General features: G+C 57.0%; 28 protein-coding genes and 1 tRNA gene. All 29 read right to left on the bottom strand.

All coding sequences use genetic code 11. The features are described 5' to 3' along the window. Nucleotides 1-155: 155 nt before the first annotated feature. Nucleotides 156-461 carry a 30S ribosomal protein S14 gene (gene rpsN / locus HBH25_RS17315; protein WP_168085190.1) on the bottom strand — a complete coding sequence of 102 codons (306 nt, stop codon included), beginning with the start codon at nt 459-461 and terminating at the stop codon, nt 156-158. A gap of 13 nt (nt 462-474) precedes the next feature. Continuing rightward, nucleotides 475-1014, bottom strand: a complete 540-nt coding sequence (gene rplE, locus HBH25_RS17320; protein WP_168085191.1) for a 50S ribosomal protein L5 — start codon at nt 1012-1014, stop codon at nt 475-477. A gap of 20 nt (nt 1015-1034) precedes the next feature. After that, entirely contained in the window at nt 1035-1349 is a 315-nt protein-coding gene (gene rplX / locus HBH25_RS17325) for a 50S ribosomal protein L24 (RefSeq protein ID WP_168085192.1), read from the bottom strand. Between the two features lie 11 nt (nt 1350-1360). After that, nucleotides 1361-1729, bottom strand: coding sequence for a 50S ribosomal protein L14 (gene rplN / locus HBH25_RS17330; RefSeq protein WP_003243907.1), 369 nt, complete (start codon nt 1727-1729; stop codon nt 1361-1363). Nucleotides 1730-1752: 23 nt separating this feature from the next. Next, nucleotides 1753-2019, bottom strand: coding sequence for a 30S ribosomal protein S17 (gene rpsQ, locus HBH25_RS17335; RefSeq protein ID WP_168085193.1), 267 nt, complete (start codon nt 2017-2019; stop codon nt 1753-1755). A 2-nt stretch (nt 2020-2021) separates the two neighbouring features. Further along, nucleotides 2022-2213, bottom strand: a complete 192-nt coding sequence (rpmC, locus tag HBH25_RS17340; protein WP_040261502.1) for a 50S ribosomal protein L29 — start codon at nt 2211-2213, stop codon at nt 2022-2024. Then, a complete protein-coding gene (rplP, locus tag HBH25_RS17345; RefSeq protein ID WP_009397508.1) occupies nt 2213-2626 on the bottom strand; it encodes a 50S ribosomal protein L16 in 414 nt (137 codons plus the stop codon). The genes rpmC and rplP overlap by 1 nt, the downstream gene beginning before the upstream one ends. Before the next feature lie 12 nt (nt 2627-2638). Further along, complete coding sequence (gene rpsC / locus HBH25_RS17350; protein WP_168085194.1) at nt 2639-3325, bottom strand: 30S ribosomal protein S3; 687 nt, start codon at nt 3323-3325, stop codon at nt 2639-2641. Between the two features lie 13 nt (nt 3326-3338). After that, nucleotides 3339-3671 (bottom strand): 50S ribosomal protein L22, encoded by a 333-nt coding sequence (gene rplV / locus HBH25_RS17355; RefSeq protein ID WP_168085195.1) that lies wholly within the window; start codon nt 3669-3671, stop codon nt 3339-3341. An 11-nt stretch (nt 3672-3682) separates the two neighbouring features. After that, entirely contained in the window at nt 3683-3958 is a 276-nt protein-coding gene (gene rpsS / locus HBH25_RS17360; RefSeq protein ID WP_013789761.1) for a 30S ribosomal protein S19, read from the bottom strand. A 15-nt stretch (nt 3959-3973) separates the two neighbouring features. After that, nucleotides 3974-4798, bottom strand: coding sequence for a 50S ribosomal protein L2 (rplB, locus tag HBH25_RS17365; protein ID WP_168085196.1), 825 nt, complete (start codon nt 4796-4798; stop codon nt 3974-3976). A gap of 14 nt (nt 4799-4812) precedes the next feature. Continuing rightward, the gene (gene rplW, locus HBH25_RS17370) at nt 4813-5112 is read right to left on the bottom strand and encodes a 50S ribosomal protein L23 (protein ID WP_168085197.1); all 300 of its coding nucleotides are present in this window, start codon (nt 5110-5112) and stop codon (nt 4813-4815) included. Then, nucleotides 5109-5711, bottom strand: coding sequence for a 50S ribosomal protein L4 (rplD, locus tag HBH25_RS17375; RefSeq protein WP_168085198.1), 603 nt, complete (start codon nt 5709-5711; stop codon nt 5109-5111). The genes rplW and rplD overlap by 4 nt, the downstream gene beginning before the upstream one ends. A 12-nt stretch (nt 5712-5723) precedes the next feature. Then, on the bottom strand, nt 5724-6359 hold the full coding sequence (gene rplC, locus HBH25_RS17380) for a 50S ribosomal protein L3 (protein ID WP_168085199.1): 636 nt from the start codon (nt 6357-6359) through the stop codon (nt 5724-5726). 80 nt (nt 6360-6439) lie between these two features. Continuing rightward, entirely contained in the window at nt 6440-6751 is a 312-nt protein-coding gene (gene rpsJ / locus HBH25_RS17385; RefSeq protein ID WP_003186070.1) for a 30S ribosomal protein S10, read from the bottom strand. 140 nt (nt 6752-6891) lie between these two features. Next, nucleotides 6892-8085 carry an elongation factor Tu gene (gene tuf, locus HBH25_RS17390; RefSeq protein WP_168085200.1) on the bottom strand — a complete coding sequence of 398 codons (1194 nt, stop codon included), beginning with the start codon at nt 8083-8085 and terminating at the stop codon, nt 6892-6894. A 27-nt stretch (nt 8086-8112) separates the two neighbouring features. Further along, nucleotides 8113-10233: an elongation factor G gene (gene fusA, locus HBH25_RS17395; RefSeq protein WP_168085201.1), complete on the bottom strand. Its 2121-nt coding sequence runs from the start codon at nt 10231-10233 to the stop codon at nt 8113-8115. Nucleotides 10234-10263: 30 nt separating this feature from the next. Beyond that, complete coding sequence (gene rpsG, locus HBH25_RS17400) at nt 10264-10734, bottom strand: 30S ribosomal protein S7 (protein ID WP_040261491.1); 471 nt, start codon at nt 10732-10734, stop codon at nt 10264-10266. Between the two features lie 102 nt (nt 10735-10836). Next, nucleotides 10837-11208: a 30S ribosomal protein S12 gene (rpsL, locus tag HBH25_RS17405; RefSeq protein WP_003186084.1), complete on the bottom strand. Its 372-nt coding sequence runs from the start codon at nt 11206-11208 to the stop codon at nt 10837-10839. Between the two features lie 176 nt (nt 11209-11384). Next, on the bottom strand, nt 11385-15584 hold the full coding sequence (gene rpoC, locus HBH25_RS17410; protein WP_168085202.1) for a DNA-directed RNA polymerase subunit beta': 4200 nt from the start codon (nt 15582-15584) through the stop codon (nt 11385-11387). A gap of 63 nt (nt 15585-15647) precedes the next feature. Then, a complete protein-coding gene (gene rpoB / locus HBH25_RS17415; protein ID WP_168085203.1) occupies nt 15648-19721 on the bottom strand; it encodes a DNA-directed RNA polymerase subunit beta in 4074 nt (1357 codons plus the stop codon). A gap of 220 nt (nt 19722-19941) precedes the next feature. Then, nucleotides 19942-20304 carry a 50S ribosomal protein L7/L12 gene (rplL, locus tag HBH25_RS17420; RefSeq protein WP_168085204.1) on the bottom strand — a complete coding sequence of 121 codons (363 nt, stop codon included), beginning with the start codon at nt 20302-20304 and terminating at the stop codon, nt 19942-19944. A 75-nt stretch (nt 20305-20379) separates the two neighbouring features. Next, nucleotides 20380-20880: a 50S ribosomal protein L10 gene (gene rplJ, locus HBH25_RS17425; protein ID WP_168085205.1), complete on the bottom strand. Its 501-nt coding sequence runs from the start codon at nt 20878-20880 to the stop codon at nt 20380-20382. A gap of 191 nt (nt 20881-21071) precedes the next feature. Continuing rightward, a complete protein-coding gene (gene rplA, locus HBH25_RS17430) occupies nt 21072-21767 on the bottom strand; it encodes a 50S ribosomal protein L1 (protein WP_168085206.1) in 696 nt (231 codons plus the stop codon). Further along, entirely contained in the window at nt 21767-22198 is a 432-nt protein-coding gene (gene rplK / locus HBH25_RS17435; protein ID WP_168085207.1) for a 50S ribosomal protein L11, read from the bottom strand. Before rplK ends, rplA begins: the two co-directional genes overlap by 1 nt. 115 nt (nt 22199-22313) lie before the next feature. Beyond that, on the bottom strand, nt 22314-22847 hold the full coding sequence (gene nusG, locus HBH25_RS17440) for a transcription termination/antitermination protein NusG (RefSeq protein ID WP_168085208.1): 534 nt from the start codon (nt 22845-22847) through the stop codon (nt 22314-22316). A gap of 9 nt (nt 22848-22856) precedes the next feature. Further along, nucleotides 22857-23225 carry a preprotein translocase subunit SecE gene (gene secE / locus HBH25_RS17445; protein WP_168085209.1) on the bottom strand — a complete coding sequence of 123 codons (369 nt, stop codon included), beginning with the start codon at nt 23223-23225 and terminating at the stop codon, nt 22857-22859. Nucleotides 23226-23269: 44 nt separating this feature from the next. Further along, nucleotides 23270-23345, bottom strand: a tRNA-Trp gene (locus HBH25_RS17450). 53 nt (nt 23346-23398) lie between these two features. After that, the coding region (gene tuf / locus HBH25_RS17455) for an elongation factor Tu (protein ID WP_168085210.1) at nt 23399-24538 on the bottom strand (1140 nt) is incomplete at its 5' end.

Consider the following 24538-nt stretch of genomic DNA (forward strand, 5'->3'; position numbering starts at 1 on the left):
TCGGCTGCAAAAATCGCCTGTGTGCTGCCCAGGACCAAGGTCCGGGCTCAGGCGAGCCGGCAATTCTAAACATACCGTGGAAACGAATCAAGCCCCATGAGGGGCTTGATTGGATCGCGTGACCAGCGGCGGATCGCTCCGCCGTGATCTGAGACTTACCAGCTGGCCTTGACCAGACCTGGTACGTCACCACGCATTGCAGCTTGACGCAGCATGTTACGCGCCAGGCCGAACTTACGGTATACGCCGTGAGGACGACCGGTCAGACGGCAACGGTTACGCATGCGCGAGGCGCTAGCGTCACGTGGTTGCTTCTGCAGCGCTACGCTGGCTGCCCAACGCTCTTCTGGAGAGGCATTGAGGTCAACGATGGTTGCTTTCAGCTCGGCACGCTTTTTAGCGTACTTGGCTACCGTTTGCTGACGCTTCAGCTCACGGTTTTTCATACTCTTCTTAGCCATTGTCCGACTCCTATCAGTTACGGAACGGGAACTTGAAAGCACGCAGCAGAGCGCGGCCTTCGTCGTCCGAACGGGCGGTGGTGGTCAGGGTGATATCCAGACCGCGAAGAGCATCGATCTTGTCGTAATCGATTTCCGGGAAGATGATCTGCTCTTTCACACCCATGCTGTAGTTACCACGACCATCGAAGGACTTGGCATTCAGGCCGCGGAAGTCGCGAACCCGAGGCAGGGAGATCGACAGCAGACGATCCAGGAATTCGTACATACGATCGCGACGCAGGGTTACCTTGACGCCGATCGGCCAACCCTCACGTACCTTGAAGCCTGCAATCGACTTGCGAGCGAAGGTAACGACAGGCTTCTGGCCGGTGATTTTCTCAAGATCAGCTACAGCGTGCTCGATGACTTTTTTGTCACCGATAGCTTCGCCCAGGCCCATGTTCAGGGTGATCTTGGTAACGCGCGGAACTTCCATCACGTTCGACAGCTTAAGTTCTTCCTTAAGCTTCGGAGCGATTTCCTTCCGATAAATCTCTTTTAGTCGTGCCATTGTCTTCTACCTAGCAGTGTTCAAGCATCAACCGCTTTCTGGGTCGACTTGAAGACACGAATTTTCTTGCCGTCTTCAACTTTGAAGCCAACGCGGTCAGCCTTGTTGGTTTCACCGTTGAAGATGGCAACGTTGGAAGCGTGCAGAGGCGCTTCTTTCTCGACGATACCGCCTTGATTGCCAGCCATCGGATTCGGCTTGGTATGGCGCTTGACCAGGTTCAGACCACCAACGACCAGACGGTCGTCAGCGAGAACCTTCAGCACCTTACCGCGCTTGCCCTTGTCTTTGCCGGCGATCACGATGATCTCGTCGTCACGACGAATCTTTTGCATGTCGGATCTCCTTACAGCACTTCTGGGGCGAGCGAGACGATCTTCATGAACTTCTCAGAGCGAAGTTCACGGGTCACTGGCCCAAAGATACGGGTGCCGATCGGCTCTTGCTTGTTGTTCAGAAGAACAGCAGCGTTGCCGTCGAAGCGGATGATGGAACCATCAGCCCGGCGCACACCGTGACGGGTACGTACGACAACAGCGGTCATCACCTGGCCTTTCTTGACCTTACCGCGAGGAATCGCTTCCTTGACGGTAACTTTGATGATGTCACCAATGCCGGCGTAACGGCGGTGCGAACCGCCGAGTACCTTGATGCACATTACGCGACGAGCGCCGCTGTTATCGGCCACATCGAGCATGGATTGAGTCTGAATCATAAAATATCTCCGACCCCTAGCCCTTAGACTTCAACAGCGCGTTCAACGATTTCAACCAGGGCCCAGTTCTTGGTCTTGGCGACCGGACGGGTTTCACTGATGGTGACCTTGTCACCAACGTGGCACTGGTTGTTTTCGTCGTGAGCGTGCAGCTTAGTCGAACGCTTGACGTACTTGCCGTAGATCGGGTGCTTTACGCGACGCTCGATCAATACGGTGATGGTTTTGTCCATCTTGTCGCTGACGACACGGCCGGTCAGCGTACGGACGGTTTTTTCGGCTTCAGCCATGATTACTTACCTGCCTGCTGGTTGAGCACAGTTTTCACGCGAGCGATGTCGCGCTTCACTTGCGAGAGCAGGTGAGACTGCCCCAACTGGCCAGTTGCCTTCTGCATACGCAGATTGAACTGGTCACGCAGCAAGCCGAGCAGTTGCTCGTTCAGCTGCTGTGCTGATTTCTCACGAAGTTCTTTCGCTTGCATCACATCACCGTCCGCTTAACAAAGGAGGTGGCGAGGGGCAGCTTTGCAGCTGCCAAGGCAAATGCCTCACGCGCCAGCTCTTCGGAAACACCTTCGATTTCATACAGGACTTTGCCTGGCTGAATCTGGGCTACCCAGTACTCAACGCTACCCTTACCTTTACCCATCCGCACTTCGAGAGGCTTCTTGGTGACCGGCTTGTCAGGGAACACGCGAATCCAGATCTTGCCGCCACGTTTTACGTGACGGGTCAGAGCACGACGTGCCGACTCGATCTGGCGGGCGGTGAGGCGACCACGAGCAACAGCTTTCAAGGCGAATTCGCCGAAGCTGACCTTGCTACCGCGCAGTGCCAGACCACGGTTGTGGCCGGTCATCTGCTTGCGGAATTTTGTACGCTTTGGTTGCAACATTTGGCGTACCCCTTACTTGGCAGCTTTTTTACGAGGCGCTGGTGCTTGAGGTTTCAGTTCTTCCTGGCGACCACCAATTACTTCGCCTTTGAAGATCCAAACCTTGACACCAATCACACCGTAGGTGGTGTGAGCTTCGTAGGTGGCATAGTCGATATCGGCACGCAGGGTGTGCAGGGGCACACGACCTTCGCGATACCATTCAGTACGTGCGATTTCAGCACCGCCCAGACGACCACTTACCTGGATCTTGATGCCCTTGGCACCAATACGCATGGCGTTCTGTACTGCGCGCTTCATGGCGCGACGGAACATAACGCGGCGCTCCAGCTGCTGAGCTACGCTTTGTGCAACCAACATACCGTCGAGCTCCGGCTTGCGGATCTCTTCGATATTGATGTGCACAGGCACACCCATTTGCTTGGTCAGGTCCTGACGCAGCTTCTCAACATCTTCACCTTTCTTGCCGATCACGATGCCGGGACGAGCGGTGTGGATGGTGATGCGTGCAGTCTGAGCCGGGCGATGAATATCGATACGGCTCACGGACGCGCTTTTTAGTTTGTCTTGCAGGAACTCACGCGTTTTCAGATCCGCCAGCAGATAGTCTGCGTAGGTCCGACCGTCTGCGTACCAGACGGAGGTGTGCTCCTTGACGATTCCCAGGCGAATGCCAACGGGATGTACTTTCTGACCCATCTGATCGACTCCGTTACTTGTCCGCAACCTTGACAGTGATATGGCAAGACCGCTTGACGATGCGATCAGCGCGGCCTTTGGCACGCGGCATGATGCGCTTAAGCGAACGCCCTTCGTTGACGAAAACAGTCGAGACTTTCAGGTCATCGACGTCTGCGCCTTCGTTGTGTTCGGCGTTGGCAACGGCCGACTCGAGGACTTTCTTCATGACTTCAGCGGCCTTCTTGCTGCTGAAGGCCAACAGGTTGAGCGCTTCGCCCACCTTCTTCCCGCGAATCTGGTCGGCGACCAAGCGGGCTTTCTGGGCGGAGATGCGAGCGCCCGACAACTTAGCGGCTACTTCCATTTCCTAACCCCTTAACGCTTGGCTTTCTTGTCAGCCACGTGCCCGCGATAAGTGCGGGTACCGGCGAACTCGCCCAGTTTATGGCCGACCATGTCTTCGTTCACAAGAACGGGGACGTGTTGACGACCGTTATGCACGGCGATGGTGAGACCTACCATTTGCGGCAGGATCATCGAACGGCGCGACCAGGTTTTAACTGGCTTGCGATCGTTCTTTTCCGCCGCCACTTCGACCTTCTTCAACAGGTGAAGATCGATAAAAGGACCTTTTTTCAGAGAACGTGGCACTGTCGTATCCTCAGATTACTTGCGACGACGGACGATCATGTTGTCGGTACGCTTATTACCACGGGTTTTTGCACCCTTGGTTGGGAAGCCCCATGGCGATACCGGATGACGGCCACCGGAGGTACGACCTTCACCACCACCATGCGGGTGGTCAACCGGGTTCATGGCAACACCACGAACAGTCGGCCGAACGCCACGCCAGCGTTTGGCACCGGCTTTACCCAGCGAACGCAGGCTATGCTCGGAGTTGGATACTTCACCCAGGGTAGCGCGGCACTCAGAGAGCACTTTACGCATTTCACCGGAGCGCAGACGCAGGGTCACGTAGACGCCTTCGCGAGCAACCAGCTGAGCGGAAGCACCAGCGGAGCGTGCAATTTGTGCACCCTTGCCTGGCTTGAGCTCGATACCGTGAATGGTGCTACCTACCGGAATGTTACGCAGCTGAAGGCTGTTGCCCGGCTTGATTGGAGCCAAGGAACCTGCGATCAGTTGGTCGCCAGCGCTCACGCCCTTAGGCGCGATGATGTAGCGACGCTCGCCATCGGCGTAACGAATCAGCGCCAGGTGAGCAGTACGGTTTGGATCGTATTCGATACGCTCAACGATGGCCGGAATACCGTCCTTGTCGTTGCGACGGAAGTCGACCATACGGTAGTGCTGCTTATGACCACCGCCAACGTGACGGGTGGTGATACGGCCATTGTTGTTACGACCGCCAGACTTCGACTTCTTCTCGAGCAGCGGAGCGTAAGGAGCGCCTTTATGCAGCTCCTGGTTGACCACCTTGACCACGAAACGGCGGCCAGGGGAAGTCGGTTTGCATTTAACGATTGCCATGATGCACCCCTTCCTTACTCAGCACTGCTGCTGAAATCGAGATCTTGGCCTGGTTGAAGAGCAACAACAGCCTTCTTCCAGTCATTACGCTTGCCCAGACCCCGAGCGGTACGCTTGGTCTTACCCAAAACGTTCAGGGTAGTGACGCGCTCCACTTTAACGTCGAACAACGTTTCGACGGCCTTCTTGATTTCCAGCTTGGTAGCGTCGGTCGCGACCTTGAAGACGAACTGGCCTTTCTTCTCAGCCAGGCCGGTGGCCTTCTCGGATACGTGCGGGCCAAGCAGAACTTTAAATACGCGTTCCTGGTTCATCCCAGCAGCTCCTCGAATTTCTTCACGGCCGACACGGTGATCAACACCTTGTCGTAGGCGATCAGACTGACCGGATCGGAACCCTGAACGTCACGTACATCTACGTGCGGCAGGTTGCGAGCAGCCAGGTACAGGTTCTGATCAACGGCTTCGGAAACGATCAGCACGTCGGTCAGGCCCATGTCATTGAGCTTGCCCAGCAGTTCCTTGGTTTTCGGCGCTTCGACAGCGAAGTCCTGAACCACAACCAGACGATCAGTGCGTACCAGCTCAGCGAGGATGGAGCGCAGAGCTGCGCGATACATCTTCTTGTTGAGCTTCTGCGAATGATCCTGAGGGCGAGCAGCGAACGTAGTACCACCGCCGCGCCACAGTGGGCTACGGATGGTACCGGCACGAGCACGGCCTGTGCCCTTCTGGCGCCATGGGCGCTTGCCGCCGCCGGACACGTCCGAACGGGTTTTCTGCTGCTTGCTGCCCTGACGACCGCCAGCCATGTAGGCAACAACGGCCTGGTGTACCAGGGTCTCGTTGAAGTCGCCGCCAAAGGTCAGTTCGGACACTTCGATCGCTTGCGCGTCATTTACATTTAATTGCATGTCAGCTTCCCCTTAACCGCGAGCTTTAACAGCCGAACGCACAACCACGTCGCCGCCAGTAGCGCCGGGAACGGCACCCTTGACGAGCAGCAGGTTACGTTCGACGTCAACGCGGACTACTTCCAGGGACTGTACGGTCACGCGCTCAGCGCCCATGTGACCGGACATTTTCTTGCCCTTGAAGACACGACCAGGAGTCTGGCACTGGCCGATGGAGCCCGGAACGCGGTGAGATACGGAGTTACCGTGGGTGTTGTCCTGACCACGGAAGTTCCAGCGCTTGATGGTACCGGCAAAGCCTTTACCCTTGGACTGACCGGTAACGTCTACCAGTTGGCCTGCTGCGAACAGTTCCGAATTGATCAGGTCGCCTGCCTGGTAGTCGCCTTCTTCAAGGCGGAATTCCCAGACGCCACGGCCGGCAGCTACGTTCGCCTTGGCGAAGTGGCCAGCCTGAGCTGCGGTGACGCGCGAAGCACGACGCTCGCCCACAGTGACTTGCACTGCACGGTAGCCATCGGATTCTTCGGTTTTGAACTGAGTGACGCGATTCGGCTCGATCTCAATGACCGTAACCGGAATAGAGACACCATCTTCGGTGAAGATGCGGGTCATACCGCACTTACGACCGACTACACCAATAGTCATGTTGTAACCTCATGAGTGTACGGGGCTTTCACCCGCTATGGCCGCCCATTTCAGAGCGTTACACGACCAAGACACGGGTCTTAGCCGAGGCTGATCTGTACTTCCACGCCTGCCGCGAGGTCGAGCTTCATCAGCGCATCAACGGTTTTGTCCGTTGGCTGGACGATGTCCAGAACACGCTTATGAGTGCGGATTTCGTACTGGTCGCGCGCGTCTTTGTTGACGTGCGGAGAAACCAGAACGGTGAACCGCTCCTTACGAGTAGGCAGTGGAATCGGACCACGCACTTGTGCACCAGTACGTTTCGCGGTTTCCACGATTTCCTGGGTGGATTGGTCGATCAGGCGATGGTCAAAAGCCTTCAACCTGATACGAATTTGCTGATTTTGCATTGGATTTCAGACTCCAGGCTCATTCCCCACAGACGGACTACGCCCGTTAAAAGGAGGCGTGATTCTATAGACGGCCCCAACAGGTGTCAACCCAATAAAAAAACCCCCGCTAGGCGGGGGTTCTTTTTAGAGCAAGTGACTTACGCGATGATTTTGGCTACAACGCCAGCACCAACGGTACGACCACCTTCACGGATTGCGAAACGCAGACCGTCTTCCATTGCGATGGTTTTGATCAGGGTAACAACGAGTTTCACGTTGTCGCCTGGCATAACCATTTCAACGCCTTCCGGCAGTTCGCAGTTACCGGTCACGTCAGTGGTCCGGAAGTAGAACTGTGGACGGTAGCCTTTGAAGAACGGCGTGTGACGACCGCCTTCTTCCTTGCTCAGTACGTACACTTCGGCTTCGAACGTGGTGTGCGGCTTGACCGAACCTGGCTTGACCAGTACCTGGCCACGCTCAACGTCGTCACGCTTGGTGCCGCGCAGCAGCACGCCGCAGTTCTCGCCAGCACGACCTTCGTCCAGCAGCTTGCGGAACATTTCAACGCCGGTGCAGGTGGTCACGGTGGTGTCACGCAGACCAACGATTTCCAGAGGATCCTGGACTTTTACGATACCGCGCTCGATACGACCGGTTACAACAGTACCGCGACCGGAGATCGAGAACACGTCTTCGATCGGCATCAGGAACGGCTTGTCGATCACACGCACTGGCTCTGGGATGTAGCTGTCGAGGGTTTCGACCAGCTTCTTCACAGCGGTGGTGCCCATCTCGTTGTCGTCCTGGCCGTTCAGGGCCATCAACGCCGAACCGATGATGATCGGGGTGTCGTCGCCTGGGAAATCGTAGGTGCTGAGCAGGTCACGCACTTCCATTTCAACCAGTTCCAGCAGCTCGGCGTCATCTACCATGTCGGCCTTGTTCAGGAACACGACGATGTAGGGAACACCTACCTGACGGGACAGCAGGATGTGTTCGCGAGTCTGAGGCATCGGGCCATCAGCGGCCGAGCAGACCAGGATCGCGCCGTCCATCTGGGCAGCACCGGTGATCATGTTCTTCACGTAGTCAGCGTGACCTGGGCAGTCAACGTGAGCGTAGTGGCGAACAGACGAGTCGTACTCGACGTGTGCGGTGTTGATGGTGATACCGCGCGCTTTCTCTTCCGGGGCGCTATCGATCTTGTCGAAGTCGACCTTGGCCGAACCGAATACTTCGGAGCAGACGCGAGTCAGAGCAGCCGTCAGAGTGGTCTTGCCATGGTCAACGTGACCAATGGTGCCGACGTTGACGTGCGGTTTGTTACGTTGGAATTTTTCTTTAGCCACGACAGTGAACCTCTTGCCTAAAGGGAGTTAGCCTTGTTTTTTAACCAGTGCTTCGACAATGTTCGAAGGTGCTGGCGCGTATTTGGAGAATTCCATGGAGTAGCTGGCACGGCCCTGGGACATGGAACGCACGTCGGTTGCATAACCGAACATTTCGCCCAGTGGCACTTCGGCACGGATAACCTTGCCGGAGACGGTGTCTTCCATACCCTGGATCAAGCCACGACGACGGTTCAAGTCACCCATCACGTCGCCCATGTAGTCCTCAGGGGTCACTACTTCGACCTTCATGATCGGCTCGAGCACCTCACCACCGCCCTTCTGGGCCAGTTGCTTGGTAGCCATCGAGGCGGCCACTTTGAACGCCATTTCGTTGGAGTCGACGTCGTGGTACGAACCGTCGAATACCGTTGCCTTCAGACCGATCAGAGGATAACCGGCAACAACGCCGTTTTTCATCTGTTCTTCGATGCCCTTCTGAATGGCCGGGATGTATTCCTTAGGAATCACACCACCTACCACTTCGTTGGTGAACACCAGGCCTTCGGTGATGTTGCCGTTCTCGTCAGTATCTGGCTTCGAGAAACGAACCCAGCAATGACCGAACTGACCGCGACCACCGGACTGACGAACGAACTTGCCTTCAATCTCGACGTTGTCCCGAGTGATCTGCTCACGATAGGACACTTGCGGCTTGCCGATGTTGGCCTCGACATTGAACTCGCGACGCATACGGTCTACGAGGATGTCCAGGTGCAGCTCACCCATACCGGAGATGATGGTCTGGCCGGTTTCTTCGTCGGTCTTGACGCGGAACGACGGGTCTTCCTGAGCCAGCTTGCCCAGTGCGATACCCATCTTTTCCTGGTCGTCCTTGGTCTTGGGCTCTACGGCTACCGAAATTACCGGCTCCGGGAAGTCCATACGCACAAGGATGATTGGCTTTTCAGCGGAGCAGAGGGTATCACCGGTGGTGACGTCCTTCATGCCGATCAGGGCCGCGATGTCGCCAGCGCGTACTTCCTTGATCTCTTCACGGGTGTTGGCATGCATCTGAACCATACGGCCCACACGCTCTTTCTTGCCTTTCACCGAGTTGATCACGCCGTCACCGGAGCTCAACACGCCAGAGTAAACGCGTGCGAAGGTCAGTGTACCCACGAATGGGTCGGTTGCGATCTTGAACGCCAGTGCCGAGAAGGGCTCGTTGTCGTCTGCATGACGCTCCATCTCGTCAGTCTCGTCATCCGGGTTGGAACCCTTGATGGCGGGAATGTCGACAGGTGCAGGCAGGTAGTCGATAACGGCGTCCAGAACCAGGGGAACGCCCTTGTTCTTGAACGAGGAGCCACAGACAGCCAGAACGATTTCACCAGCGATAGTGCGCTGACGCAGGCCCGCTTTGATTTCCTCAACGGTGAGTTCTTCACCTTCGAGGTACTTGTTCATCAGCTCGTCGCTTGCTTCTGCAGCGGCTTCAACCATGTTGGCGCGCCACTCGTCAGCCAGGTCCTGCAGCTCGGCAGGAATAGGCTCACGGCGAGAAGCCATGCCTTTGTCGTCATCGTTCCAGTAGACCGCTTCCATGCTCATCAGGTCGATCTGACCCTGGAAGTTGTCTTCTGCACCAATGGCCAGCTGGATCGGCACCGGGGTGTGGCCCAGGCGCTTCTTGATCTGCTCGACAACGCGCAGGAAGTTGGCACCAGCGCGGTCCATCTTGTTCACGTACACCAGACGTGGAACACCGTACTTGTTGGCCTGACGCCATACGGTTTCGGACTGAGGCTCTACGCCAGAAGTACCACAGAACACTACTACTGCACCGTCGAGTACGCGCAGCGAACGTTCTACTTCAATGGTGAAGTCCACGTGGCCGGGGGTATCGATGATGTTGAAGCGGTGCTTTTCGAACTGCTTGTTGGAGCCAGCCCAGAATGCGGTAGTAGCAGCGGAAGTAATGGTAATACCCCGCTCCTGCTCCTGCACCATCCAGTCCATGGTCGCGGCGCCATCATGCACCTCGCCCATTTTGTGGTTTACGCCGGTGTAAAACAGCACGCGCTCGGTGGTGGTGGTTTTACCCGCATCCACGTGAGCAACGATACCGATGTTACGGTAGCGCTTAATCGGAGTTGTACGAGCCATAAAGCCCTCGCAAAGTGAGTGACGCTGATATTAGAAGCGGTAGTGCGAGAAGGCTTTGTTGGCTTCAGCCATACGGTGCACGTCTTCACGCTTCTTGACCGCAGCGCCTTTGCCTTCAGCAGCATCCAGCAGTTCGCCAGCCAAGCGCAGCGCCATGGACTTCTCGCCGCGCTTGCGGGCGTAGTCTACGAGCCAGCGCATTGCCAGAGCGTTACGACGGGATGGACGAACTTCGACCGGCACCTGGTAGGTTGCACCGCCTACACGGCGGGACTTCACTTCGACCAGCGGAGCGATGGCGTCGAGAGCTTTCTCGAAGATCTCCAGGGGATCGCTGTTCTTGCGAGCCTTGACTGTTTCCAGTGCACCATAAACGATGCGCTCGGCTACGGCTTTCTTGCCGCTTTCCATCACGTGGTTCATGAATTTGGCGAGGATCTGGGAACCGTATTTCGGATCGTCCAGAATCTCACGCTTGGCTGCTACACGACGTCTTGGCATTGATAAGCCCTCAAACGGTCTTCAGGTTAGCCCGGGACGATGCCCGACCTTACTCTTATCGACTCAATAAAAATGTTGACTGCAAAGTACGGCAAGCGACCCTTACTTAGGACGCTTGGTACCGTACTTGGAACGACCCTGGTTACGGCCCTTGACACCCGAGGTATCCAGAGAACCGCGAACGGTGTGGTAACGCACACCTGGCAAGTCTTTTACACGACCGCCACGGATCAGAACAACGCTGTGCTCTTGCAGGTTGTGGCCTTCACCACCGATATACGAGGAAACCTCGAAACCGTTGGTCAAGCGTACACGGCAAACCTTACGAAGTGCCGAGTTAGGTTTTTTCGGCGTGGTGGTGTACACACGGGTGCACACGCCACGGCGCTGCGGGCAGTTCTGCAGCGCAGGCACGTCGGATTTCTCGACGATGCGCTTGCGCGGCTGGCGTACCAGCTGGTTGATCGTTGCCATCTTTAAGCTCCACTGAGGTCTTTCGACGCTTGTTGCCCTACTTGAAAAACAAATGGCAGGGCAAAAGCCCCGCCAGATTTAGGGGTACGAGAGTCTAAAGATCTCGCATCCCTCAGTCAAGGCAAAGCGCACCCTACTCCCCCAGCTAGGCCGGAGCAGTAAGGTGCGCTGCCTTATCAGTTACCGCTTGAGTTCAGGGCTTCCGTCAGTGCGGCTTCCACTTCACTCGCGCTTACACGCATCGGCTTGTCTGCTTCACGACGACGCTTGCGCTCGCTGTGATAGGCCAGGCCAGTACCGGCCGGGATCAGACGACCTACTACCACGTTTTCCTTCAAGCCACGCAGGTAATCGCGCTTGCCGGTAACCGCTGCCTCGGTAAGTACCCGAGTGGTCTCCTGGAAGGATGCTGCCGAGATGAACGACTCGGTCGACAACGAGGCCTTAGTGATACCCAACAGCACACGTGAGTACTTGGAGACGAACTTGTCTTCAGCAGACAGGCGCTCGTTTTCGCCCAGTACGTGGGTGAGTTCCATCTGGTCGCCCTTGATGAAGCTCGAATCACCCGACTCGGCAATCTCAACCTTGCGCAGCATCTGACGCAGGATGGTTTCGATGTGCTTGTCGTTGATCTTCACGCCTTGCAGACGGTAAACATCCTGAATCTCGTTCACGATGTACTTGGCCAGCGCGCTTACACCCAGCAAACGCAGGATGTCGTGCGGATCGCTCGGACCATCGGAGATGACTTCGCCGCGGTTTACCTGTTCGCCTTCGAAGACGTTCAGGTGGCGCCACTTCGGAATCAACTCTTCGTACGGATCGCTGCCATCGTTCGGCGTGATCACCAAGCGGCGCTTGCCTTTGGTTTCCTTGCCGAAGGCGATCGTGCCGCTGACTTCCGCAAGAATCGACGCTTCTTTCGGGCGACGAGCTTCGAAAAGGTCGGCAACGCGTGGCAGACCACCCGTGATGTCGCGGGTTTTCGATGTTTCTTGTGGAATACGAGCAATTACATCGCCCACGCCCACCTGAACACCATCCGCTACACCTACCAGTGCGTTTGCAGGCAGGAAGTACTGGGCCGGTACGTCTGTACCCGGCAACAGCAGATCCTTGCCATCCACACCTACCATCTTCACAGCAGGGCGGATTTCCTTGCCAGCGGCTGGACGGTCTTTGACATCGAGTACTTCGATGTTGGTCAGACCCGTCAATTCGTCCGTCTGACGCTTGATGGTGATCCCTTCCTCCATGCCGACGAAGGTAACGGTACCCTTCATTTCGGTCACGATCGGGTGGGTGTGCGGGTCCCACTTGGCCACGATGGCACCAGCGTCGACCTTGTCGCCTTCCTTCACGGAAATGACCGCACCGTATGGCAGCTTGTAACGCTCGCGCTCACGACCAAACTCATCGGCAATCGCCAGCTCGCCGGAGCGGGAGACCGCTACCAGGTTGCCGTCGATGCGCTCGACGTGCTTGAGGTTGTGCAGGCGCACCATACCGCCATTCTTCACCTGGACACTGTCCGCAGCGGAGGTCCGGCTTGCAGCACCACCGATGTGGAAGGTACGCATGGTGAGCTGGGTACCGGGTTCACCGATGGACTGAGCTGCGATAACGCCCACGGCCTCACCGATGTTGACCAGGTGACCACGGGCCAGGTCGCGACCGTAGCACTTGCCGCAGATACCGAAGCGCGTTTCGCAGCTGATCGGCGAACGAACGATCACTTCATCAATGCTGTTGAGTTCAATGAACTCGACCCACTTCTCGTCTACCAGGGTGCCAGCGGGAACGATAACGTCCTCGGTACCAGGCTTGAAGACGTCACGGGCGATCACTCGACCCAGTACGCGTTCACCCAGTGGCTCTACGACGTCGCCGCCTTCGATGTGCGGCGTCATCAACAGGCCGTGTTCGGTGCCACAGTCGATCTCGGTAACTACCAGATCCTGTGCCACGTCTACCAGACGGCGAGTCAGGTAACCGGAGTTAGCGGTCTTCAAGGCGGTATCCGCCAGACCTTTCCGCGCACCGTGTGTAGAGATGAAGTACTGAAGTACGCTCAAGCCTTCACGGAAGTTCGCAGTGATCGGCGTTTCGATGATCGAGCCGTCCGGCTTGGCCATCAGACCACGCATACCCGCCAGCTGGCGAATCTGTGCAGCCGAACCCCGAGCACCGGAGTCCGCCATCATGTACATGGAGTTGAAAGACTCCTGGTCGACTTCGTCGCCATGGCGGTCGATGACCTTCTCTTTCGAGAGGTTAGCCATCATTGCCTTGGAGACTTCGTCGTTGGCCTTGGACCAAAGGTCGATCACCTTGTTGTACTTCTCGCCCTGGGTTACCAGGCCCGACGCGTACTGGCTTTCGATCTCTTTCACTTCGTCGGTAGCCGTACCAATGATGCGAGCCTTTTCATCCGGGATAACGAAGTCGTTAACACCGATGGAAACGCCGGAAATGGTCGAGTAGGCAAAACCGGTGTACATCAACTGGTCCGCGAAGATAACGGTTTCCTTCAAGCCCACCACGCGATAGCAGTGGTTGATCAGCTTGGAGATCGCCTTTTTCTTCATGGGCTGGTTGACGACTTCGTACGGCAGGCCAGCAGGCACTACTTGGAACAGCAGCGCACGGCCGACAGTGGTGTCGACGATACGGGTGCTGGTCACGCTGCCGCCATCACGGTCGTTCACGGTTTCGGTGATACGTACTTTGATCTTGGCATGAAGCGCCGCTTCGCCGGCGCGGAACACGCGGTCGACTTCCTGCAGGTCAGCGAAGATACGACCTTCGCCCTTGGCATTGATGGCTTCACGGGTCATGTAGTACAGACCGAGAACCACGTCCTGCGAAGGCACAATGATCGGCTCGCCGTTGGCAGGCGAAAGGATGTTGTTGGTGGACATCATCAGCGCGCGCGCTTCCAGCTGTGCCTCAAGGGTCAGCGGAACGTGAACGGCCATCTGGTCACCGTCGAAGTCGGCGTTGTACGCCGCGCACACCAGCGGGTGAAGCTGGATAGCCTTGCCTTCGATGAGCACGGGCTCGAACGCCTGGATCCCCAGACGGTGAAGCGTCGGCGCACGGTTGAGCAGTACGGGGTGTTCGCGAATCACTTCAGCGAGTACGTCCCATACTTCCGGCAGTTCGCGCTCGACCATCTTCTTGGCGGCTTTAATGGTGGTGGCCAGGCCACGTACTTCCAGCTTGCCGAAGATGAACGGTTTGAACAGTTCCAGTGCCATCTTCTTGGGAAGGCCGCACTGATGCAGACGCAGGGTCGGGCCTACGGTAATAACCGAACGACCGGAGTAGTCAACGCGCTTACCCAGCAGGTTCTGACGGAAACGACCCTGCTTACCCTTGATCATGTCAGCCAGGGATTTCAGAGGACGCTTGTTCGAACCGGTGATGGCACGGCCACGGCGGCCGTTGTCCAGCAATGCATCGACCGCTTCCTGCAGCATGCGCTTCTCGTTACGCACGATAATATCGGGCGCAGACAGATCCAGCAGACGCTTCAGGCGGTTGTTACGGTTGATGACACGGCGATACAGGTCGTTCAGGTCCGAGGTCGCAAAGCGGCCACCGTCCAGCGGTACCAGCGGACGCAGATCCGGTGGCAGCACAGGCAGCACTGTCAGCACCATCCACTCTGGCAGGTTGCCGGAGCCCTGGAAGGCTTCCATCAGTTTCAGGCGCTTGGACAGCTTCTTGATCTTGGTTTCGGAGTTGGTCTGCGGAATCTCTTCACGCAGGCGACCGATCTCGTGTTCCAGATCAATAGCGTGCAGCAGTTCGCGGACAGCTTCGGCACCCATGCGGGCGTCGAAGTCATCACCGAACTCTTCAAGGGCTTCGAAGTACTGTTCGTCGTTGAGCAGCTGACCTTTTTCAAGTGTGGTCATGCCTGGATCGATCACTACGTAGCTCTCGAAGTAGAGCACGCGTTCGATGTCACGCAGGGTCATGTCCATCAGCAAGCCGATACGCGACGGCAGCGACTTCAGGAACCAGATGTGGGCAACTGGCGAGGCCAGTTCGATGTGCGCCATGCGCTCGCGACGGACCTTGGCCAGTGCGACTTCAACACCACACTTCTCGCAGATCACGCCACGGTGCTTCAGGCGCTTGTACTTGCCACACAGGCACTCGTAGTCCTTGACCGGGCCAAAGATCTTGGCGCAGAAAAGGCCGTCACGCTCAGGCTTGAACGTACGGTAGTTGATGGTTTCTGGCTTCTTGACTTCACCGAACGACCACGAACGGATCATTTCAGGCGAGGCAAGGCCGATACGGATGGCGTCGAACTCTTCGACTTGACCCTGGTTTTTCAGCAGATTCAACAGGTCTTTCAAGGCCTTTTCCTCCTGGCGGAGCAGGAAGTGGGGGTTAGCCCCCACTCCCATTCACGTCGCGTGTTATTCGGTTTCCAGATCGATATCGATACCGAGGGAACGAATTTCTTTGATCAACACGTTGAAGGACTCGGGCATGCCCGGCTCCATACGGTGATCGCCATCCACGATGTTCTTGTACATCTTGGTACGGCCGTTCACGTCGTCCGACTTCACGGTGAGCATTTCCTGCAGGGTGTATGCCGCGCCGTATGCTTCCAGCGCCCACACCTCCATCTCCCCGAAACGCTGGCCACCGAACTGGGCCTTACCACCCAGCGGCTGCTGGGTAACCAGGCTGTAAGAACCGGTGGAACGAGCGTGCATCTTGTCGTCCACCAAGTGGTTCAGCTTGAGCATGTACATGTAGCCCACAGTAACCGGACGCTCGAACTTGTTACCAGTCCGCCCGTCGAACAGCTGCATCTGGCCACTTTCGGGCATGTCTGCGAGCTTGAGCATCGACTTGATTTCGCTTTCCTTGGCACCGTCGAAGACTGGGGTAGCCATTGGCACGCCCGCCTTGAGGTTTTTAGCCAAGGCCAGTACTTCCTGGTCCGACAGCTCGTCAATGCTTTCCTGGCGCCCGCCGATCTCATTGTAGATCTCGTTCAGGAACCCACGCAGGTCTGCGACCTGGCGCTGCTCTTCCAGCATGCGGTTGATCTTCTCGCCCAAGCCCTTGGCCGCAAGGCCCAGGTGGGTTTCAAGGATCTGACCCACGTTCATCCGCGAAGGTACACCCAGTGGGTTGAGTACCACGTCCACTGGCGTACCGTTAGCGTCATGCGGCATGTCTTCGACCGGCATGATCACCGAGACCACACCCTTGTTACCGTGACGGCCGGCCATCTTGTCGCCCGGCTGAATGCGGCGGCGGATAGCCAGGTAGACCTTGACGATCTTCAGTACGCCCGGTGCCAGGTCATCGCCCTGCTGCAGCTTGCGCTTCTTGTCTTCAAACTTGTCATCAAGCAGGCGACGGCGGTCAACGATGTACTGCTGGGCTTTCTCCAACTGCTCGTTGAGCGCGTCTTCGTTCATGCGCAGCTTGAACCACTGGCCGTGCTCAAGGCCGCTCAGGATTTCGTCGGTCAGCTCAGCGCCTTTCTTCAGGCCTGCACCGCCGTCTACCACCTGACCTACCAGCGCATTGCGCAGGCGCTCGAAGGTTGCACCTTCAACGATGCGGAACTCTTCGTTCAGGTCCTTGCGGATCTGGTCGAGCTGGCTCTTCTCGATGGACAAGGCGCGCGAATCGCGCTCCACGCCATCACGTGTGAAGACCTGAACGTCAATGACAGTACCCTTGGTGCCTGTAGGCACGCGCAGGGAGGTGTCTTTAACGTCACTGGCTTTCTCACCGAAGATTGCACGCAGCAGCTTCTCTTCCGGCGTGAGCTGGGTTTCGCCCTTTGGCGTGACCTTGCCTACCAGAATGTCGCCAGCGCCGACCTCGGCACCTACATAAACGATACCCGCCTCGTCCAGCTTGTTGAGCGCTGCCTCACCCACGTTCGGGATGTCAGCAGTGATCTCTTCTGGCCCCAGCTTGGTGTCACGCGCCACACAGGTCAGTTCCTGGATGTGGATCGTGGTGAAGCGATCTTCCTGAACCACACGCTCGGACAGGCAGATGGAGTCTTCGAAGTTGAAGCCGTTCCATGCCATGAATGCGATGCGCATGTTCTGGCCCAACGCCAGCTCACCCATATCGGTGGACGGGCCGTCGGCCATGATGTCGCCGCGAGCGACCTGATCACCGCGGTTCACCAGCGGGCGCTGGTTGATGCAGGTGTTCTGGTTGGAGCGGGTGTATTTGGTCAGGTTGTAGATATCTACACCCGCTTCGCCCGTTTCCACTTCGTCGTCAGCTACACGCACGACGATACGGCTCGCATCGACGGAGTCGATGACGCCGCCACGACGTGCAACTACGCACACGCCGGAGTCACGCGCAACGTTACGCTCCATCCCGGTGCCCACCAGGGGCTTGTCGGAACGCAGGGTAGGTACAGCCTGGCGCTGCATGTTCGAACCCATCAACGCACGGTTGGCGTCGTCGTGCTCAAGGAACGGGATCAGCGACGCTGCAACCGACACCACCTGCTTGGGCGAAACGTCCATCAGGGTGACGTCTTCCGGCGCCTTCACGGTGAATTCGTTCAGGTGACGGACCGCTACCAACTCGTCGATCAGCTGGTTCTGCTCGTTCATGGCCGCCGAAGCCTGGGCGATCACATGATCGGCCTCTTCGATCGCGGACAGGAAGACGATCTCATCGGTGACCACGCCGTCATTAACCACACGGTACGGGCTTTCCAAGAAGCCGTACTGGTTGGTGCGCGCATAGGCAGCCAAGGAGTTGATCAGACCGATGTTCGGACCTTCCGGCGTCTCGATGGGGCATACACGACCATAGTGAGTCGGGTGTACGTCACGCACTTCGAAGCCTGCACGCTCACGGGTAAGACCGCCCGGGCCAAGCGCGGAAACGCGGCGCTTGTGGGTGATCTCCGACAGCGGGTTGTTCTGGTCCATGAACTGGGACAGCTGGCTGGAACCGAAGAACTCTTTCACCGCTGCCGCTACGGGCTTGGCGTTGATCAGGTCCTGAGGCATCAGGCCTTCGCTCTCGGCCATGGACAGACGTTCCTTGACGGCACGCTCTACCCGTACCAGGCCTACGCGGAACTGGTTTTCGGCCATTTCACCGACACAACGAACGCGACGGTTACCCAGGTGGTCGATGTCGTCGACAATGCCTTTACCGTTACGGATGTCCACCAGCGTCTTGAGCACGGCAACAATGTCGTCCTTACTCAGAACACCGGAACCTTCGATTTCGGTCCGGCCAATACGGCGGTTGAACTTCATCCGGCCCACAGCGGAGAGGTCGTAGCGCTCTGCACTGAAGAACAGGTTATTGAACAGGGTTTCGGCAGCGTCCTTGGTAGGCGGCTCGCCTGGGCGCATCATCCGGTAGATTTCGACCAGCGCTTCCAGCTGATTGCTGGTGGAGTCGATTTTCAGGGTGTCGGAGATGAACGGACCACAGTCGATATCGTTGGTATACAACGTTTCGATACGAACGACCTGGGCTTTAGCAATCTTGACCAACGCTTCAGTGGTCAGCTCGGTGTTGCATTCAGCCAGAATTTCGCCAGTGGCCGGGTGCACGATAGCCTTGGCAGTGGTGCGGCCAATCATGTAGTCCAAAGGAACTTCGAGTTCCTTGATACCGGCCTTTTCAAGCTGGTTGATGTGACGTGCAGTGATCCGGCGACCCTGCTCGACAATGACCTTGCCGTCGTTGTCGGTGAGGTCCATGGCCGCGATTTCACCGCGCAGGCGCTGCGGTACGAGCTCGAGGCTCAGCTTTTCGCCCTTCACATGGAAGATGTTGGTGGTGTAGAACGCGTCAAGCACTTCCTCGGTGGTATAGCCCAGTGCGCGCAGCAGCACGGAGGCCGGCAGCTTGCGACGACGGTCGATACGCACGAACACGCAGTCCTTGGGATCGAACTCGAAGTCCAACCAAGAGCCGCGGTACGGAATGATGCGAGCGGAGTACAGCAGCTTGCCAGAGCTGTGGGTCTTGCCACGGTCGTGATCGAAGAAGACACCAGGCGAACGGTGCAGCTGGGAAACGATTACGCGCTCGGTACCGTTGATGACGAAAGTACCGTTTTCAGTCATCAGGGGAATTTCACCCATGTAGACTTCTTGCTCTTTGATGTCCTTGATCGCTTTGTTCGACGATTCCTTGTCGAAAATGATCAGGCGGACCTTGACTCGCAGTGGAACCGCGAAGGTCACGCCACGAAGCACACATTCCTTCACATCGAAGGCGGGTTCGCCCAGGCGATAACCAACGTACTCCAGGGCAGCGTTGCCGGAGTAGCTGATGATCGGGAATACCGATTTGAAAGCCGCATGCAGGCCGACGTCGCGGAACGAGTCCTTGGACACGCCCGCCTGCAGGAATTCACGATAAGAATCCAGCTGGATGGCCAGGAGGTACGGCACATCCATCACGTCCGGCAACTTGCTAAAGTCCTTGCGGATTCGTTTTTTCTCAGTGTATGAGTAAGCCATCAGCGTTCCCCAGCTTGGTCACCTGCTTGTTTGGCCTCTCCCGGCGGGAGTAGCCAGAAAATCTTGCAAACCCCATGGTTTGCGCCACCCCCTCGGGGCGGTTACCGCTCGTTAAGGGCACCAACCTGATTGGCTGCCAGTAACGGAAAAAGGCCGGTGGCATAAGCCACCAGCCATCAGCCTTCTGCTTGACGCTCCGGCTGGAGACGCAAGGTCGGAGTTACTTGACTTCGACTTTGGCGCCTGCTTCTTCCAGGGCTTTCTTCAGAGCTTCAGCTTCTTCTTTCGAAGCGTTCTCTTTCACAACGCCCAGGTCATCAACAACGGCTTTGGCTTCTTTCAGGCCCAGGCCGGTGGCTTCACGTACAGCCTTGATGACGTTTACTTTCTTCTCGCCGGCTTCAACCAGTTTAACGGTGAATTCGGTTTGCTCTTCAACGACGGCAGCGGCAGCAGCTGGGCCAGCAGAAGCGGCAGCAGCGGTAACACCGAACTTCTCTTCGAAAGCTTTGATCAGCTCAACAACTTCCATTACGGACATGTTGCCAACGGCTTCGAGGATATCGTTTTGGGAAATGGACATGACTCTTTTCCTGAATTGGGGGACGGCCTGCTCGACCATCGAAATAAACAAAAAACGCTAGAAGACGAGCGAGCCTTAAGCTGCTGCAGCTTCTTTCTGGTCGCGAAGTGCAGCCAGTGTACGGGCCAATTTGCTGGTAGCGCCTTGAATCACGCTCATCAGCTGGGAAATGGCTTCGTCACGGGTCGGCAGCGTTGCCAGAACGTCGATCTGATTGGCTGCGAGGAACTTGCCCTCAAACGCAGCTGCCTTGATCTCGAACTTGTCCTGACCCTTCGAGAACTCCTTGAACAACCGGGCGGCGGCGCCTGGGTGCTGGGTGGAGAACGCGATCAGGGTCGGGCCTTTGAACACGTCGTTGAGTACACTGTAATCAGTGCCTTCAACAGCGCGGCGCAGCAGGGTGTTACGTACAACACGTACGTATACGCCAGCTTCGCGGGCCTCTTTACGGAGTCCGGTCATAGCGCCTACAGTCACACCACGGGCATCAGCCACGACAGCAGACAGAGCAGCTTTGGCAGCCTCGTTGACTTCAGCGACGATGGCCTTTTTGTCTTCGAGTTTAATTGCCACGGGTTTCTCCTGGTTTCCGGTTCATTCGGCCGAAACCGAATGTCGTTTTGGTGTCTGATTCAATAACGAATCGGGAGCACCATCTGCGTAGGCTTGTAGTTTAAGGCAAAGCCGCCTACGGTCTTGGACAGCCCCCGCCAGGCAGGGACCCCAATCTTGCACAGAAGGCGTTACAACCGCCCTCTTCCGTCTTACGCGCTCAGCGAGCCTTGGTCGATCACCAGGCCTGGGCCCATGGTGGTGCTCAACGTAACGCGCTTAACGTAGATACCTTTCGAAGAAGCTGGCTTGATACGCTTGAGGTCAGCGATCAGTGCTTCAACGTTTTCCTTCAGCTTGCCAGCTTCGAAGCCAACCTTGCCAACGGAGGTGTGGATGATACCGTTCTTGTCAGTACGGTACCGCACCTGGCCAGCTTTGGCGTTCTTGACAGCAGTGGCTACGTCTGGAGTTACGGTGCCGACTTTCGGGTTAGGCATCAGGCCGCGAGGACCCAGGACCTGGCCCAGCTGACCTACAACGCGCATGGCATCAGGGGATGCGATCACAACGTCATAGTTCAGGTCGCCGCCTTTCATTTCAGCGGCTAGGTCGTCCATGCCAACGCGATCCGCGCCAGCGGCCAAAGCGGCTTCAGCAGCAGGGCCTTGGGTGAACACGGCAACGCGAACGGTTTTACCGGTGCCATGTGGCAGAACGGTAGCGCTACGTACGACCTGGTCGGATTTACGTGGGTCTACACCCAGGTTCACAGCAACGTCGAACGATTCGCTGAACTTGACGGTCGACAGCTCGGCCAACAGGTTAGCCGCTTCTTCGAAGCTGTAGGCTTTGCCCGCTTCGATTTTCGAAGCGATTGCCTTTTGACGCTTGGTTTGCTTAGCCATTACACACCCTCCACGTTCAGGCCCATGCTACGAGCTGAGCCGGCGATAGTACGCACGGCTGCATCGAGGCTGGCAGCGGTCAGATCAGCGTTCTTGGTCTTGGCAATCTCTTCGAGCTGAGCGCGAGTGACGGTGCCAACCTTGACGGTGTTCGGGCGAGCCGAACCGCTGGTGAGGCCTGCAGCTTTCTTCAGCAGAACAGAAGCAGGGGTGCTTTTGGTTTCGAACGTGAAGCTACGGTCGCTGTAGACCGTGATGATCACAGGCGTCGGCAGGCCTGGCTCCATACCTTGGGTACGGGCGTTGAAGGCCTTGCAGAATTCCATGATGTTCACGCCGTGCTGACCCAATGCTGGGCCAACGGGTGGGCTTGGGTTGGCCTGAGCGGCCTTTACTTGCAGCTTGATATAAGCCGTGATCTTCTTAGCCATGAGCTACTCCAGATTTGGGTACAAACGCCTTCCGGCTCCCCATTTGCTTACGTTTTATCCCGGTGACGACAAAACCCCGCAGCTTACGCCTGCGGGGTAGGGGATCCGTCTCCAGTCAGACCTTTTCGACCTGGCTGAACTCCAGCTCCACCGGGGTGGAGCGACCGAAAATGAGCACCGCAACCTGCAGGCGGCTCTTCTCGTAATTAACTTCTTCAACCGTACCGTTGAAATCTGCGAATGGACCGTCGACCACACGCACCACTTCACCTGGCTCGAAGAGGGTTTTGGGCTTCGGCTTGTCGCTACCGTCCGCCACCCGACGCAGGATAGCTTCAGCTTCCTTGTCAGTGATCGGCGCCGGCTTATCAGCAGTGCCGCCAATGAAGCCCATGACACGAGGGGTATCCTTGACAAGGTGCCAAGTGCCTTCACTCATGTCCATCTGTACCAGCACATAGCCAGGGAAAAACTTGCGCTCACTTTTGCGCTTTTGGCCATTCCGCATTTCTACCACTTCTTCGGTAGGAACAAGGATTTCGCCAAACTGTTCTTCCATGCCTGCCAGCTTCACACGCTCCACCAGGGAGCGCATGACATGCTTCTCGTAACCCGAGTAAGCATGCACAACGTACCAACGCTTAGCCACGGGACACCCTTAGCCTACAATCAGGGAAACAAGCCAGCCCAGGAGGGAATCGAGCCCCCACAGCAGCAAGGCCATAACCAGAACGACAGCCACAACAATCATGGTTGTCTGCGCAGTCTCTTGGCGCGTAGGCCAGACAACTTTGCGAATTTCGGTGCGAGCTTCCTTGGCCAAGACAAAGAAGGATTTGCCTTTGGCGGTTTGAAGTGCGACATACGCAGCAACAGCGGCAAGCACGATCAGCGCAAGCACGCGATACAGGACTGGAGATGCCGAGTAATACTGATTACCGACAACCCCCACGACGACCAACGCAACAACGACCAACCACTTAAGTAGATCGAAACGAGTGTCAGAGGCTTCAGCCTTCGGCATCATTTGGGAAAGTCCTGTGAAAAGAAAGCCAGCCACCGAAGTGAATCTGGCAGGTCAGGAGGGAATCGAACCCCCAACCTACGGTTTTGGAGACCGTCGCTCTGCCAATTGAGCTACTGACCTAAAACTGAATCAGGCCGACCATTATGCCGGCCTGATGGAGAGATTACAACTACTTACGCGATGATTTTGGCTACAACACCAGCACCAACGGTACGACCACCTTCACGGATTGCGAAACGCAGACCGTCTTCCATTGCGATGGTTTTGATCAGGGTAACAACGAGTTTCACGTTGTCGCCTGGCATAACCATTTCAACGCCTTCCGGCAGTTCGCAGTTACCGGTCACGTCAGTGGTCCGGAAGTAGAACTGTGGACGGTAGCCTTTGAAGAACGGCGTGTGACGACCGCCTTCTTCCTTGCTCAGTACGTACACTTCGGCTTCGAACGTGGTGTGCGGCTTGACCGAACCTGGCTTGACCAGTACCTGGCCACGCTCAACGTCGTCACGCTTGGTGCCGCGCAGCAGCACGCCGCAGTTCTCGCCAGCACGACCTTCGTCCAGCAGCTTGCGGAACATTTCAACGCCGGTGCAGGTGGTCACGGTGGTGTCACGCAGACCAACGATTTCCAGAGGATCCTGGACTTTTACGATACCGCGCTCGATACGACCGGTTACAACAGTACCGCGACCGGAGATCGAGAACACGTCTTCGATCGGCATCAGGAACGGCTTGTCGATCACACGCACTGGCTCTGGGATGTAGCTGTCGAGGGTTTCGACCAGCTTCTTCACAGCGGTGGTGCCCATCTCGTTGTCGTCCTGGCCGTTCAGGGCCATCAACGCCGAACCGATGATGATCGGGGTGTCGTCGCCTGGGAAATCGTAGGTGCTGAGCAGGTCACGCACTTCCATTTCAACCAGTTCCAGCAGCTCGGCGTCATCTACCATGTCGGCCTTGTTCAGGAACACGACGATGTAGGGAACACCTACCTGACGGGACAGCAGGATGTGTTCGCGAGTCTGAGGCATCGGGCCATCAGCGGCCGAGCAGACCAGGATCGCGCCGTCCATCTGGGCAGCACCGGTGATCATGTTCTTCACGTAGTCAGCGTGACCTGGGCAGTCAACGTGAGCGTAGTGGCGAACAGACGAGTCGTACTCGACGTGTGCGGTGTTGATGGTGATACCGCGCGCTTTCTCTTCCGGGGCGCTATCGATCTTGTCGAAGTCGACCTTGGCCGAACCGAATACTTCGGAGCAGACGCGAGTCAGAGCAGCCGTCAGAGTGGTCTTGCCATGGTCAACGTGACC

This window comes from Pseudomonas quercus (assembly GCF_012033695.1).
GTDB classification, from domain to species: Bacteria; Pseudomonadota; Gammaproteobacteria; order Pseudomonadales; family Pseudomonadaceae; genus Aquipseudomonas; species Aquipseudomonas quercus.